General features: G+C 62.7%; 11 protein-coding genes and 1 tRNA gene. 7 read left to right on the forward strand and 5 right to left on the reverse strand.

The window, feature by feature from the left end:
* Positions 1-2 precede the first annotated feature (2 nt).
* Positions 3-1,115 carry an ABC transporter permease gene (locus tag RAD15_RS28965; RefSeq protein ID WP_458181625.1) on the forward strand — a complete coding sequence of 371 codons (1,113 nt, stop codon included), beginning with the start codon at positions 3-5 and terminating at the stop codon, positions 1,113-1,115.
* On the opposite strand, the gene RAD15_RS28970 is transcribed toward RAD15_RS28965, so the two are convergent.
* The 3 genes from RAD15_RS28970 to RAD15_RS28980 all read right to left on the reverse strand — a co-directional run bounded on the left by RAD15_RS28970 (position 1,112) and on the right by RAD15_RS28980 (position 6,238).
* Entirely contained in the window at positions 1,112-1,600 is a 489-nt protein-coding gene (locus tag RAD15_RS28970; protein WP_458181626.1) for a DUF2059 domain-containing protein, read from the reverse strand. The two genes, RAD15_RS28965 and RAD15_RS28970, sit on opposite strands and share 4 nt — an antisense overlap.
* A gap of 45 nt (positions 1,601-1,645) precedes the next feature.
* Entirely contained in the window at positions 1,646-2,863 is a 1,218-nt protein-coding gene (locus RAD15_RS28975; protein ID WP_458181627.1) for an OpgC domain-containing protein, read from the reverse strand.
* 318 nt (positions 2,864-3,181) lie between these two features.
* The gene (locus tag RAD15_RS28980; protein WP_458181628.1) at positions 3,182-6,238 is read right to left on the reverse strand and encodes an ATP-binding protein; all 3,057 of its coding nucleotides are present in this window, start codon (positions 6,236-6,238) and stop codon (positions 3,182-3,184) included.
* A 225-nt stretch (positions 6,239-6,463) separates the two neighbouring features.
* On the opposite strand from RAD15_RS28980, the gene RAD15_RS28985 reads away from it, so the two are divergent.
* The 4 genes from RAD15_RS28985 (at position 6,464) to RAD15_RS29000 (ending at position 10,234) form a co-directional block, all read left to right on the forward strand.
* Positions 6,464-6,955: a hypothetical protein gene (locus RAD15_RS28985; RefSeq protein WP_458181629.1), complete on the forward strand. Its 492-nt coding sequence runs from the start codon at positions 6,464-6,466 to the stop codon at positions 6,953-6,955.
* A gap of 230 nt (positions 6,956-7,185) precedes the next feature.
* Positions 7,186-8,223 (forward strand): thermonuclease family protein, encoded by a 1,038-nt coding sequence (locus RAD15_RS28990; protein WP_458181630.1) that lies wholly within the window; start codon positions 7,186-7,188, stop codon positions 8,221-8,223.
* A 242-nt stretch (positions 8,224-8,465) separates the two neighbouring features.
* Entirely contained in the window at positions 8,466-9,278 is an 813-nt protein-coding gene (locus RAD15_RS28995) for a hypothetical protein (RefSeq protein ID WP_458181631.1), read from the forward strand.
* A complete protein-coding gene (locus RAD15_RS29000) occupies positions 9,275-10,234 on the forward strand; it encodes a hypothetical protein (protein ID WP_458181632.1) in 960 nt (319 codons plus the stop codon). Before RAD15_RS28995 ends, RAD15_RS29000 begins: the two co-directional genes overlap by 4 nt.
* A 388-nt stretch (positions 10,235-10,622) precedes the next feature.
* On the opposite strand, the gene RAD15_RS29005 is transcribed toward RAD15_RS29000, so the two are convergent.
* Positions 10,623-10,699 (reverse strand) — tRNA-Met (locus RAD15_RS29005).
* A 310-nt stretch (positions 10,700-11,009) separates the two neighbouring features.
* Here RAD15_RS29005 and RAD15_RS29010 point away from each other — a divergent pair.
* Together RAD15_RS29010 and RAD15_RS29015 are read left to right on the forward strand one after the other, a co-directional pair.
* Positions 11,010-12,479: a coniferyl aldehyde dehydrogenase gene (locus RAD15_RS29010; RefSeq protein ID WP_458181633.1), complete on the forward strand. Its 1,470-nt coding sequence runs from the start codon at positions 11,010-11,012 to the stop codon at positions 12,477-12,479.
* 116 nt (positions 12,480-12,595) lie between these two features.
* On the forward strand, positions 12,596-14,194 hold the full coding sequence (locus RAD15_RS29015; protein ID WP_458181634.1) for a GMC family oxidoreductase: 1,599 nt from the start codon (positions 12,596-12,598) through the stop codon (positions 14,192-14,194).
* Positions 14,195-14,360: 166 nt separating this feature from the next.
* Here RAD15_RS29015 and RAD15_RS29020 read toward each other — a convergent pair whose 3' ends face one another.
* Positions 14,361-15,122 carry an SDR family oxidoreductase gene (locus RAD15_RS29020; RefSeq protein ID WP_458181635.1) on the reverse strand — a complete coding sequence of 254 codons (762 nt, stop codon included), beginning with the start codon at positions 15,120-15,122 and terminating at the stop codon, positions 14,361-14,363.
* Positions 15,123-15,186 lie beyond the last annotated feature (64 nt).

Raw genomic sequence — 15,186 nt, forward strand, 5'->3', positions numbered from 1 at the left:
CCATGCGCATCGACAACGTGCTTCAGCTCGGCATCAAGGAATTGCGCGGTCTCGTGCGCGACCCGATGCTGCTCGTGCTCATCGTCTATTCCTTCACGCTGGCCGTCTATGCCGGCGCCAGGGCGCTGCCGGAAACGTTGAACCGCGCCGCGATCGCAGTCGTCGACGAAGACCATTCGCCGGTCTCGACCCGCATCGAGATGGCGTTTACCGCGCCCTACTTCTCCGAGCCGCGCCTGATCTCGCAATACGAGATGGACCGGAGAATGGATGCCGGCCTCGACACCTTCGCGCTGGACATCCCGCCGGACTTCCAGCGCGATCTGCTGGCGCGGAAGTCGCCGACCATCCAGCTCAACGTCGATGCCACGCGCATCTCGCAGGCGTTCAACGGCGGCGGCTATGTCGAGCAGATCGTCAGCGCGGAGATCGCAGAATTCCTGGCGCATACCCGCGATGGGCAGGCGCCGCCGATCGAGTTGGCGCTGCGGGCGCGGTTCAATCCCGAGCTGAAGAAATCCTGGTTCGGCGCCATCGACCACGTGATCACCTCGATCACCATGCTCTCGATCATCCTGACCGGCGCGGCGCTGATCCGCGAACGCGAGCATGGCACGATCGAGCACCTGCTGGTGATGCCGGTCTCGCCGCTGGAGATCATGGTGAGCAAGGTCTGGTCGATGGGCCTGGTGGTGCTGGTCGCTTCCGCCCTGTCGATCGCCATCGTGGTGAAGGGATGGCTGGCGGTCACGATCGACGGCTCGCTGGCGCTGTTCCTGCTCGGCGCGGCGCTGCAACTGTTCGCCACCACCAGCATGGGCATCTTCCTCGCCACCGTCGCCGGGTCGATGCCGCAGTTCGGACTGCTGCTGATCATGATCCTGCTGCCGCTGCAGACCCTGTCGGGCAGCATGACGCCACGGGAAAGCATGCCGCAATTCGTCCAGGACATCATGCTGGCGGCGCCCAACACGCATTTCGTGATGCTTGCCCAGGCGATCCTGTTCCGCGGCGCGGGCCTCGAGGCGGTGTGGCCGCAGCTCGTCGCGCTCGCGCTGATCGGCGGCGTCTTCTTCCTGATCGCGCTGCGGCGCTTTCGCGCCTTTCTGGCCTAAAGCTTGTGCCCCTTCTGCCGCAGCGCCTCGATCAGGCGCTGCTTCAATTCCTCGGCGGCCTTCTGGCTGACGTCCTGGCCGATCTGCGCGCTCGCCTGCGCCAGCGCATCCGACTTCGCCAGGAATTTCTGTCCCGCCGGCTGGGCATAGAACGCCTCGATCTGACGCAGCTCGTCGATGCTGAAGCCGGCCGCATAGAGCGCGGCGATCTGGTCGATCATGGACGCCAGGAACGGGGCGTAGACCCCGGAGCCGGGCGCCGTCATGGCATCATAGTCGCGCTCGATCTCGGGCCGGTCCTGCGCGACCACGGGCCGGAGCTTGAGCAGCAACTGCGGCAGCAACGCGCGGTACTGGTCCGCGATCTTCAAGGTGACCACCAGCTTGCGCGCCGCATCTATCGCGTCCGGCGACGGCGCCTGTGCCGACGCTCCGCAGACGAGGAACAGGAAGATGCCGGCGATGATCGACAAACGTCTGGACATGAAACGGCTCGACATGGACCCTCCGTGAGAATGCAGGCGACGCGTTCAGCGGCTCGCAGGCGCGGCGGCCGCGGTCGCGGCCGGGACGCTGTCCAAGGCGGTGTCGGCCTCCTCGACCTCCGTCACCTTCACGAACAGGTTCGGCACGCGCTTGGCGCGGTCGAGCAGCCAGGCCGCGCCGACCATGATGACGATGCCGACGATGGAGACGGCGAGCTGCTCCCAGACGCCCTTGGTGTATTGCGTCAGGATCCAGTGCGCGGAAAACGACAGGAACACACCGAGGCAGAAGATCGGCAGCGAATGCTGGCCGCAGAGGATGACGGGGCGCAACCATGTAGAATGCAGCGCCCGCCATTTGCGCGAGAGGAAATGGGTCACCCAGATCGCCAGCGCCAGGAAATGCGTGAAGCGCAGCATGTCGAGATCGGTCTTGTCGATCGGGTAGATCGCCTTGATCATCCATTTCGGGATCAGCGCCTCGAGCGCGGGGACGTGCCAGGTCATCACGATCAGCAGGGCGAAGACCAGCCACGCCGCCGCCAGCCCCATCGTCGCCTTCGACCAGACCCATTTCGCGATCTTGTCGATCTGGCCGATGCCGCACCAGGCCGCGAACACGAACATCAGCTGCCAGCAGAACGGGTTGAAGTACCAGGTCGTGCCGGGCGGATAGGAGGCGATGTTCCAGTCGAACCGGCGCGACAGAACGTAGAGCACCACGGAGCCGGCGAGCGTCAGGTTCGGCCGGCGCACCAGACACCACACGATGAAGGGCGAGGCCAATACCAGCGTGATGTAGAGCGGCAGCACGTCGAGATTGACCGGCTTGTATTTCAAGACGATCGCCTGCCCGATCAGCTCGTCCGGATGCGACAGGAAGTTGAACACGTTGAACTCGTGCTGGTACATCGGATTGTCGAAGCGGCGCGCGGTGCGCGCGATCTGCGCGGTGAACAGCAGGAACAGCATGATGTGCGCGACGTACAATTCGGCCGCGCGCCGCCACAGCCGCTTCAGCGCGGCGAGAAACCAGCCGCCGGCGACGATCGGCCCGTAGATCCAGCCGACCAGATAGCCGGAGATGAAGACGAAGAACTCGGCGGCGTCGCTGAAGCCGTAATTGCGCAAGGTCAGCCAGGCCACGACGTCGTGCGGGATGTGGTCGAGGAAGATCATCCACAGGCCGATGCCGCGGAAGAGATCGAGCCGCAGATCGCGCTCGACCGGCGCCAACAAAGCTGACTGGTCCCGAGTGATCATGGCCCCGCCTCGTTCGGTGGGCGTCGCGCCGTCGCGGCGCCGGAAAATCGGATGCTAAAAAATGTAAACCAAAAGTCACCTGGCCCTGCGGCTAGTGCCAACGGTAGCTCACCCCGGCATCCGTGCAAGAGGCTTCGTCGTCACGCCGAACATGGACCGCCGGTCGCGCGCCGCCGAACCGGCCCATCTCGCAAAAACATCGAAAAACAACCCCATGCACAGTAGATAAGCCATTGTAATATCTATGAAATAAAAACGCCAGATCGAGCGCCAGCCCCCGCATGACGGTACGATCGCACGTCCAACCGACGGACAGGGTCAGGTGTACTCGTCGCCCTGGGCGAGCATCTCGTTCAGCATCGCCTCGGCCTTCTGCTGCAGCGGCAGCGCGCCGCTGTCGGAGGCGATCGCGATCGCGGCACGCAAGGCGGCCAGGATCGCCGCCTTGTTCGGCTCGTCCGAGGCCGGCGTCACCGCGGCCTCGCCGAACAGGGCCTCGGCCTCGAGCCCGGAAAACCCCTGCTGGCGGGCCGTGTTGCGCGCCTCGCGCAGCATGTTCTGCGCGGCCTGGACATCGCCGAGGCGGTAGGTGGCGAGCGCGAGGTAGATCGAGCTGCGCAACACCGCCGAGGTATAGCCGACCGCCTTGGCCTCCTCGCGCGCCTCGCTCAGCATGCCGCGCGCCCGCTCGAACAGCCCCTGCTCCAGATAGGCCATGCCGAGGTGACAGGCGAGCACCGGCACGAACAGCCGGATGCCGTGCTTCTGCGCAAGAACGAATCCCTGTTCGAGAATGTCCGCAGCCGCCGCCGGCTCGTTGCGGCCGAGCATCAGCCAGCCGCCGCTATAGGCGGCAGCGACGCGGTCGTAGGGACGGTCGGTCTCGTCCGCGATCGCCGCGGCCTGCCGCTGGAGCTGCTCGGCGGCATCGAGCTCGCCCATGACGGTGTGGGCGACGCTGTTCATCATGCAGCAGAGCAGGAGCAGATATCGCGGGGTTGTGCCGATCGGGGCGCCGGCTTCCGGATCCATCAAACGGCCACGAGCCGCCGCCAGCATCTTCTCGGCGCTGTGATAACGACCAGCGAGGAAATAGGCTTGCCCAAGCCCGTATTGCGCGAGATTGCGCCATCCCTGATTACCCCACCCTTCCGCCAGGCTCACCACGGCCTCGCCGATCGCGACGGCGTCGGTCGGCGTTCCGTAGAAATTCTGCGCACTCGCTCTCACCGTCATCGCCGCGACCTTGCGTCCGACGTCATCGATCGCGTCAGCTCGCCGCTCGGCTTCGTTTCCCAGATCCAGCGCCCTGGCAACATGACCAGACCACATGAACGCCATGCGCGCCTCCATTCGGAGATCGATGGCATCCGCCTCGCGCAGCCGGCTCGTCGGAGTCTTGTCGAGCGAATTCATCGCGATTTCAAAATAGTCGGCCGCGTCGGCATAGGCTGAGCGCACCAGGCATTTCCTTGCCGCGCTCCTTCCATGGCTGAACGCCTTCTGCCAATCCTTCGCCTGTGTCGCGTGATAGCAAAGCCTCTCGGGCGCATCGCGTCCGGTCTCGTCGCTCTCGAAGGCTGCCATGACGCGTGCATGGAGATTTTCGCGGACCTTTTCGACCATCGAGTCGTAGGTCACCTGGCGAACCATCTCATGCCGAAACTCGAGAGCATCCTCCAGCTCGCTATCGATTCTGATCAGCAACTCGGCGCGATCGAGGGTCGAAAGACAATCCTGCAACACCTCCTCGGACAGCCCGGCAACCTTCCGCAACATCGTTTCGCTCGATCGTTGACCAAGTGTTGCGGCGATCTGCAGAACGGAACGCTCCTGCCTCGACACGCGATCAAGGCGCGCGGCAATCACACCCTGGATGCTGGCGGGGATGCCGAGCTCATCGATGGGGCGTACGAGGGCCAGGTCGCCCCACTGGCCGCGGAGGGTCCCGCTGTCCTTCAGCCCGCGGCAAACTTCCTCGATGAAAAGCGGGACGTTGGACGTATGAGAAATGATCCGCTGCTTCAAATCGGCATTTGTCTCGGAAGGACCGAGCATGTCCGCCAACATGGCCAATCCCGAATCGTCGTCGAGAGGCCGCATCGCCACGACTTCGGCGTGGCAGCTTGCGATCCAGACCGGCATGCCATTTGGCCGCGTGGTCAGAAGCACGAAAAGACCTGGTGTTCGCAGCGAGGCTATCGTGGCGACGACGGCATCGCTGGCCCGGTCGATCCAGTGCAAATCCTCGATCAGAAGCACCGTGCGTTGGCGGTGGGCAAGGCCCTCGACGATCGCGCAGCACGTATCGGAAATCGCCCGTCTCCGCGCGTCGGGCTCCAGGTCACTCCACTGCGGATCGGATATGGGCAAATCCAGCACCGCGTCGAGAGCGCACTGCTGAATCGGAGGCAGGGACTTGCGAGGATCGGGCAGGTCATCGGGGTGCTGCGCAACAGCCTCCAGGATTGGAAGCAGCACGCGTCTCAACGTACTGAACGGCGCGCCCTGAAGGTTCGGACTGCATTCGGTGGCGATCAAGCGCCAGGCATCGGCGCGCAGGCCCTGCGCAAACTCATGCGCGAGCCGGGACTTTCCAATGCCGGCGTCGCCCAATAGCAGAACAGTCTGCCGGCTTGCCTTGGCTCTTTCCGCGGCGCCGGCCAACAGCGCCCGCTCCGTGGTGCGATCGGCGAACCGGGAAAGACTGCGTGCCCGTCGCACCCGCCAGCTCGATAGATCGCTCGCCCCCACAATTCGGTAGACCGGCAGGGGTTCGTTGAAGCCGCGCAAGGCCTTGGGGCCCAAGAACTCGAAACGGACGTGCCCATCTGCAAGCTTCTGGCAGGCTTCGGACACGTAAATCCGGTTCGCGTCGGCCGCCGCCTCGAGTCTCGCCGCCAAATGTTGCGCGGCACCACCAATCTCGTAAACCTTGGAGAACTCGCTGGCGACCATGTAGGCAACGACGTGGCCGGAATGGAGGCCGACGCGCACCTGAAGTCCGGGATCTCCCAGGCTCGCGACGCGCCGGACGAGCTCGATGGCGGCGTGGCAGGCCAGCGGGGCATGGTTGTCGTCGGCGATAGGGGCACCAAAAACCGCGGCCAGCCCGTCGCCCAGCTCCTTGCTGACGATGCCTCCGAACTGCCGTACCGCGCCCCTCATGGCCGCCAAGGCCGGCTCCAGCCGCGAGACCGCCTCCTCCGGTCCCAACTCGGCAACGAGACCGGTCGAATCGACGACATCGGCGCGAAGGATCGTGACGAACCGCCGCTCGTTATCGGGATCGATGCGCGGCCCGACCGCTGCCCCGCATTTGCGACACCAGCTGTCGCCCGGGTCGATCGTCGACTGGCACGCATGGCAATTCATTCCGAAGGTCTCACCGATGCGAAGATGGCGCGCTCAATTGAGTGTAAGATTACTCATCGGGATATCCATGGCAATCAGGCTCGCGCAGGCCGTCCCCGGCCGAAGGTGGCTCTCTAGACGAAATACAGTCGTGGGTGGTAGCGTATTCACTATAGACGGTCGGCGGCCAACCAAGCATATGCTTGGGCCGGGATCCCAGCAAATTGTTCGATCAAGGAAACGGTGATGAGCGGACTGGTATATAGCGGCAAGGCATTTCGAGACGTGATGAACGCCAATTACTTTCCCCTGGCGAACATGAAAAAGAGCGTCGCCAAGCTCAAGGCATCGGACGACATCGACCTGCCGACCCTGGAATACGGTCAGTACCATTTGATCCTGAACCCGCCATCGGTGTGGCCGCAAGGCAGCGCCAAGTACTGGCACAAGGAGAAGGGCCGCGCCCGCGTCGACCTCAGCACCCAGCCGAACACGGTCCCCCTGTCCAGGGACGAGCCCGGCGTCATCCCGCTGACGCGATGCGATCTGCTCGATGCCTGCGTGCGGAAATGCTTCAACTCCGAGCCGCCGATCCCGATGAAGACAAACATCATCACCCACGCGCCGAGCGATGCCTTCGCTCACCGGCACGAGATCCGGTTGGAGTGGGAGTACAAGAAGGGCTCGGACAAGCCGACGCTGCTCTATCTGACGATGGTCTGCCCGCACCGATCCTGATCAGAAACATTCTGCATCGCCAAGAGAATCATCGACGCCCGCGCGCCACAGGCGCGCGGGCGTTTTGTCTGCCGGGATCGTGGCGGTCGCGCCCGTCCCACCCGTCATGAACCTCCCGTCGTGAACCTCTCGTCATGGGCCTGTCGCACGAAGGTGATCCGCTGCACCTCATTGTGCGCGCGCGTCGTCTCGCCCGGAAAGCGATCGCGCCCGTTTGACAGGAGCGGCCGATGCCCGTTGGACTCTTGGAGGTCGAAGGCACCATCGAGGTCAAGCAGTTCTGGCCGGAGGGACGATCGGACGCCGACACCACCAAGGTGGTGGTGAGCATCGCGCCGGATGCGATCCGCTTCCGCAAGAGCGACACCTCGCCGTTCCATCCGACCCACGTCTTCGACAACGCCAAGGTCAAGGGCCGCACCGCGACGGCACCGATCAAGAACGGCAAGCTCACCGTTCGCCTCCAGGGCATCGACGCGCCGGAGCTGCACTATATGCCGTCGCCGCTCTCGACCGCCGAGAAGAAGGGGCTGACGGAGGCCAAGAAGCAGGCCTATCACGAGGTCACCCATTCCTACCGGCAATTCCTCGGCGCCACTGCGAGCAAGGCGCTGCACGATTTTCTCAGCCGTGCCGGCGAAGCGATAATTCCCTGCCGGGTGTTCACCCATGTCGATGCGCCGAACGAGGTGTTCGACACCTATGGAAGGCTGGTCGGCGACATCGAGGTGACGATCGCGGGCGACAGGGTCGACATCAACCACTGGCTGGTCGCGCAGGGCTTTGCCTATCCGACCTTCTACTCCTCGATGAACGAGGACGAGATCAAGGCCTTCTTCGCGCTCGCCAAGACGGCGCGAACAAAGAAGCTGCCGGTGTGGAAGCATCTCGCCAAGACGATTGGCGCGTTCGACTTCGACCTGCGCGAGCCCAAGGCGGGCGAGACCGACGTGCTCGCGACCGACAAGGGCCCGGTGATCCAGCCAAAGCTCTACCGCCGCTACACCAACTGGTCGGCCCGCAAGAAGGCCAAGGTGACGAGCCAGAATTTCCAGAAGTTTCTGGGCGAAGGCTCAGGCGGCAAGCCCGACACCTGCTACGAGATCGACGACTTCCTGGCGAACGGCGTGCACTCTGCCACGCCGCGGAATTTTACGGAGTTCGTCGAGGGCGGAAGCAAGATCAAGTTTCAGCCGGAGGGGCTGGTGTTCGGGGAGGCGCCGTCGACGCTGGTTGGGGCCGATGGGAAGGTGATTGGGGAGTTTTGAGGGGGGCGGGGATAGAAATTGCTCGCGCGGAACTGTCTCGCGTTGCGCCACTTGCGCGCGTAGGCAAAGGCTACAAGGGGCAATTGAGTGCACCGGACCGTGCTGTCACCACAATTTCCCGTAACACCCTCCGATGCCTTCCGCCTAGTTTCGTAGATACTGCGTTCTTTGGTATTTGATTTCGTACCCGACTTTACCTAAGATTGATATTTATATTAGTTGCAATTTATTTGGAGGTCGAGGTGGCATCTCCTCCCCGTCCGGCGCGCATTGGGCCAAATCCTACGTGGGTCAGCATCACCGCAGCGGTTTTCGGTGGCGTTACACTCCTAGGCTTTTTCGTTATTGCTTACTGGACTGGAAGCAATCCTGATTTCGTTTGCGCGGCTTTTCTGCCGATCTCGGTCATTTTTTCTTTGGGGGCCGCCCTGTCCGCGGGCTTCATCGGTGGCGCCGCGGCGGTCAACGGGACGTTTGGCTCGAAAGGGCAGGACAACGCCGTGGCCTTTTCGGCGGGCGGAGGAATAGCAGTCCTCTTTATCGCGCTGTACGCGATGAACGCGCAGTTCAAGGAGGATGTTTGCAGAGGTTTAGCGACTAAAGTCTCGATCCTCGAACAAAAGGTCACCATTCAGGAACGCGACTTGTCAGTTCGGCAAACGTCCATCGATGAACTCAAAAAAGAAGCTCTCAGAGTGGCGCAAGAAATCGAATCGAGGGTTAAGACCTTTCACGCCCAGCCGATTAAGATTGCGGCGAGCACCGAGCAGGCCTCAACGACCCCCCTGAAACAGCTTTCAGTGACGTATATTGGGAAGCAAGGTCCTGAACTCGCAAAAAGGACCGCTGAGGGCACAAATGTATTCAAGATAGATCTAGCCGACATGAACGACGATGACCGCCGCATAGGCTTAGAGGTGGACCCTTTGCTCGCGAGCGAGTCCGGTCCGGTGTCGATTGTCATCGACAAGATCAGTCACCAAATCGACCCTCTACGAATTGACCTAGTGCTTCATTTTACGCGAACCAACCTTGCTGCGGGAGAAGCGCGATGAGGTGGATTTCGTTCGGTGCGATCTTGGCGCTCGTTTTGGTTCTAGTGTCCGCCAACAGCGCATGGTGTCAAACGGACACTATTGATGGACGCGGTTTCGTAGAACTATCTCTGAAGGCGATCTCGGGCTCATCGCCTTCAGATCGGCGTGTCGCTAGAAGCATCGTGAGCAGCCAGCTTTCGCAACTTCCGGCCAGTATGCGAGCGTCCGCAACGAGTGCCCTCGCATCGAAGCTTAGATCAGACGACACCAAGTCAAATCAGGATATCTTGGCAATCCTTGCAACCGTTTCGACCACCTGGTCGACCGCGAGCACCAAAGACGATATGAATTACCTTTACAATCTTTTGTCGCAAAGCTCAGACGAGACAAGTAGGACATTGGTCGACTCGGCTCTGGCTAACGCAAAGGGCTCCTATAAAGACGGCATAGCTGGCTACAATAGCACGTTGTTGCCCGAGCTTACCTCCGCTGTTCAACCCCTTTCCTACGTTGCACAAACGTTCCCAAAAAGCCGATATGCTGAACGAGCGAGCTTCTATCTCGGGCACCTCTATTCGAAGGAGTATTTGCTTCAGGATCCGCGCGATACAAATTTGCTGAAGAAATCCAACCTTCAGTTAGAGGACTACATAAAGAAAGCAGAGCAGGGAGATTTCGCCAAAGCAGACTATTTGGCAGCAGGCTATTACTATCGGGGGCTGAACAGTTGGCTACTGGGAGATTTCGCGGACGCGTTGTCCTGGCTCTCGAAAGGCAAGAACAAGTTTTCGAACGCTGATCAAATTTACGTCTATCAATTGTTCGTATCTACCAACGGGGCGACGGTCATTGATCGCTACCTGCCGGCCCAAAGCGCTTTTGCCACGACAATCAACTATCTCAACAGAGCGCCTCAACCGCCAGCCGACCAATCGGCTGATTTGGTGTGGATGCTTAAATCGCTACAAAATTGATGCCGTCTAGGAAGTGATGGAATTGAGAGAAGCGATCGAATTAGATCGTGGTGACAGTGTTGGACTGTCCCCTGAAGTTAGACACGATAACTACAGTGACCAGCATTTCGAGGACGACCTGTGGCAGGGTCAGGAAAGAAGCGTCAGTTCAGAGGCTCCCAATTCTTGGGGGCGTCGTAGATGATGAGGCCCAGGGCGAGCTGGGCCCGTCGCTTGCGCGGCCGAAATCCACATCGGCCTCGATGCCGAGCACCAGCCAGTTGAACTGATGATTGTAGCTGGCATGGAGGCCGCCGAACGCGGCCCGGGAGAGCTAGCATCCCCCCAAAACAAAAATGGCCCGCATCAAGCGGGCCATTTTCGTATCGGATCCGGTGAAATCCGAATTTGGTTGCGGGGATAGGATTTGAACCTATGACCTTCAGGTTATGAGCCTGACGAGCTACCGGGCTGCTCCACCCCGCGTTAAACCGTTGCTTTGCCTTCGCCGATATCCCGGGGACGGTGGATTGAGGCCGGCGCTGTTCGCGTGGCTTTCCTGATCCGTCCCAAAGGCTTCCTTGGAAGGCAACCCCGGGCAAAGCCCGTCGGGTGCGGGGCGTATGTATCAAGGCGTGCTGCCTTTGGAAAGGGCTGCGAGCACGTTTTTTTCGACTTTATGACAGGCATCCGGGCCGAATCCCGGCCCGTTTCGCGTGGTCTTGCAAGAAGTTCCACAAAGGGCCAGCCTGCGGCAACAAAACCGGCGGCAAACGCCACTTCAAGGGAGAGCGCCATGGACCGGATCCCGGACCAGATCTTGGACCAGATCCTGGACCGATCCCCGACGAGCGCCTCGCTGCAGGCCCTCGAGGATGCCTTCCAGGCCATGGTCGCGCGCTCGCGGGCCGAACCGACGCCTGATTGCGCCGAGCGGCTCGACCGGCTGGCGCGGTTGCGCGCGGCGGTCGCCGACAACGAGGAGCGCTTCCGGCAGGCGATCTCGGCCGATTTCGGCCACCGCTCGGCGGTCGAGACCACCATCGCCGAGACCATGCTGGTGTTCTCCGAGATCCGGCATGCCACAAAACACCTCAAGAGCTGGATGGCGCCGCAGCGCGTGGCCACCGCTCTGCAATTCCTGCCCGCGCGCAACCGTCTGATGCCGCAGCCGCTCGGCGTCGTCGGCATCATCGCGCCGTGGAATTATCCGCTGCAGCTGACGCTGGCGCCCGCGATCGGTGCGATCGCCGCCGGCAACCGCGTCATCATCAAGCCGAGCGAGCTGGTGCCGCACTTCTCGGCGCTGCTGAAGGAGACGGTGGCCGCGCGGTTCGATGCAACCGAGATGCTCGTCACCGGCGTCGAGGACGAGATCGCAAAGGCGTTTGCCAGCCTGCCGTTCGATCATCTGGTGTTCACCGGCTCGACGCGCGTCGGCCGGCTGGTCGCGGAGGCCGCGGGGCGCAATCTCACGCCGGTTACGCTCGAGCTCGGCGGCAAGTCTCCGGCGATCATCGACGCTTCCGCCGATCTCGACGAGGCGGCCGAGCGCATCGCTTACGGAAAACTGCTCAATGCCGGGCAGACCTGCATCGCACCGGACTACGTGCTGGTACCGGAGAATTCCGTCCAGGCCTTCGCCGAGAAGGTGCGCGCGCAGATGCGGCGCATGTTCGGCACCGATCCCGCCAACAAGGACTACACCTCCGTCATCTCCGACCGGCATTATGCGCGGCTTGAAGCTCTGGTCGCGGATGCCGCCCAGCGCGGCGCAAAGATCCTGCAGCCGGCGAAGGCGGATGATCCGAACTGGAAGGCGCACCGCAAATTCCCGCCGACGCTGATCGCCGGCGCGACCGAAGAGATGGCGACGATGCAGGAGGAAATCTTTGGGCCGGTGCTGCCGGTGCTCTCCTATCGCGATGCCAACGACGCCATCGCCTTTATCAACCGCCGCGACCGGCCGCTGGCGCTGTACTGGTTCGGCAAGGACGGCGCGGCGCGTGACGCGGTGCTGGCGCGCACCATCTCCGGCGGCGTCACGATCAACGACTGCCTGTTTCATTTCACGCAAATCAACCAGCCGATGGGCGGCGTCGGCGCTTCCGGCACCGGCGCCTATCACGGCGAATGGGGATTCAAGACGTTCAGCAAGCTGAAGCCGGTGTTCTACCGCTCCAAATTCAACCGCCTCGCCGATCTCTATCCGCCCTATGGCGGCAAGATCGCGCGGCTGGAGAAGTTGATGCGGTTCATGTCGTAGGGGGCGGCAAACGCCGTCATTGCGAGCGCAGCGAAGCAATCCAGGATCCTCCGCGGAGACAGCCTGGATTGCTTCGCTCCGCTCGCAATGACGAGAAGAGGCAGGGGGAAACATCAGTGACCGACACATTCGATTTCGTCGTCGTGGGCGCGGGCTCCGCCGGCTGCACTGTCGCAGGGCGGCTGTCGGAGGATGCCGCGACATCCGTCGCGCTGCTCGATGCCGGCGGGCCGTGCGACAACTGGGTCGTGACCACGCCGGGCGCGCTGGTGCTGATGGTCGCCGGCAACGTCAACAACTGGGCCTTCAACACCGTGCCGCAGAAGGGGCTGAACGGCCGCATCGGCTATCAGCCGCGCGGCAAGGGCCTTGGCGGCTCCTCGGCGATCAACGCCATGGTCTATATCCGCGGCCACCGCGCCGATTACGACCACTGGGCCTCGCTCGGCAACACCGGCTGGGCTTACGCGGACGTGCTGCCGTTTTTCAAGCGCTCCGAGAACAATGCCGATTTCGACGGCGAGTATCACGGCAAGGACGGCCCGCTCGCGGTCAACAAGCTTCGCTCCGGCAATCCGGTGCAGCAGACCTTTTTGCAGGCGGCGCGGGAAGGCCAATTCCGTATCCGCGAGGATTTCAACACTGATGACCATGAAGGCCTCGGCATCTACCAGGTGACGCAGAAGAATGGCGAGCGCTGGAGCGCGGCGCGCGCCTATGTCCATCCGCACATCGGCAAGCGCGCGAATTTGCGCGTGGAGACACAGGCACATGCGACGCGCATTTTGTTCGAAGGCAGGCGCGCCGTCGGCATCGAGTACCGGCAGGGCAAGGAGCTGAAACAGCTCCGCGCACGGCGCGAGGTCATTCTCGCGGCCGGCGCGTTTCAATCGCCGCAGTTGCTGATGCTGTCAGGCATCGGCGATGCCTCCGCGCTTCGCGCGCACGGCATCGAAAGCCGGCATCATCTGCCGGGCGTCGGGCGGAACCTGCAGGACCATCCCGACTTCATCTTCAGCTACATGTCCGACAGCCCCTATTTCGCCGGCATCTCGCTCAAGGGCATGCCGCGGCTGATCCGCGCCATCCTGCAATATCGGCGCGAGCGCCGCGGTCCCCTCACCTCCAACTTCGCCGAATGCGGCGGCTTCCTGAAGACGCGGCCCGATCTCGACATTCCCGACATCCAGCTGCATTTCGGCATGGCGATGGTCGACGACCACGGCCGCAAGCGCCATGGCGGCACCGGCTTCTCCTGCCATGTCTGCCTGCTCCGGCCGAAGAGCCGCGGCAGCGTGTCGCTTGCCAGCGGCGATGCGATGCAGGCGCCGCTGATCGATCCGAATTTTCTGGGCGAGAACGACGATCTCGAAGCGATGGTCGCAGGCTTCAAGACCACGCGCCGCCTGATGGAAACGCCGGCGCTGCGCGCGCTGCAGACGAAAGACATGTTCACCGCCAATGTGCGCAGCGACGACGACATCCGCAGCCTGTTGCGCGAGCGCGTCGACACCGTCTATCACCCGGTCGGCACCTGCAGGATGGGCACGGACGCGATGGCCGTGGTCGATCCGGCGCTGAAGGTGCACGGCGTCGAGGGATTGCGCGTCGTCGACGCCTCGATCATGCCGACGCTGATCGGCGGCAACACCAACGCGCCGACCATCATGATCGGGGAGAAGGCGGCGGATATGATCCGGGGGGAGATGCGATAATTCTATCTGGTCGTCCCGGCGAAGGCCGGGACCCATACCCCCGGGGAGCAGTTATGGGCGAGATGGTAACTACGAGTCTTCGCCAAATCACGTTCGTGGCTATGGGTCCCAGCCTTCGCCGGGACGACGCTGGGGAGAGATCGCGTTCAACCAACGACAGCCGCGCTCAATTCAACAAGAACCCGCCATCCACCGTCACCACACTCCCCGTCATGTACCGCGACGCCTGTGACGCCAGCAGCAGGATCGCGCCGTCGAGATCGGACTCGGCGCCGACGCGGCGCTGGGGGATGCGCTTGGCGAGGCGCTCGCCTGCGGGCGTCGACCAGAAGGCGTGGTTCATCTCGGTGTCGATATAGCCGGGCGCGAGCGCGTTGATGCGGATGTTCTGGCCGGCGAGCTCCAGCGCCATCGCTTTCGTCGCCTGGAGGATGCCGGCCTTGGAGATCGCGTAGGGCGAGACCGCCTTCAACACGCCGGTGCCGAGCACGGAGGCGATGTTGACGATGTTGCCGTCCTGCTTGCGCGCGATCATCCGCCGCGCGACTTCCGTGGCCAGGAAATAGGCGCCCTTCAGATTGGCGCCGATCACGGCATCCCAGTCGGCCTCGGTCTGCTCGGTCGCGAGCTTCTCGATGGCGATACCGGCATTGTTGATCAGCACCGTGATCGGGCCGAGGGCTGCTTCCGCCGCATCGACGGCCCGCGCGATCGAACCGGTGTCGGTGACGTCGAGCGCGACGGCGGCGGCGCGGCCGCCCTTGCCGCGGATTTCCTGTTCCAGACTCTTCAATTTGTCAGTTTGCCGGGCCGCGAGCGCAACGGCCGCGCCATGCGCCGCCAGCACCCTTGCAAACTGCCGTCCCAGCCCCTGGCTCGCGCCCGTCACGAGGATGGTTTCTTTACTGACGTCGAATAGGTCTGACATGGCGTTACCCCGCGAGCTTTTGGAGCCAAAATACAGACGATTTTAGCGATCTGAAACCGGAATG

Source organism: Bradyrhizobium sp. 14AA (genome assembly GCF_054185205.1).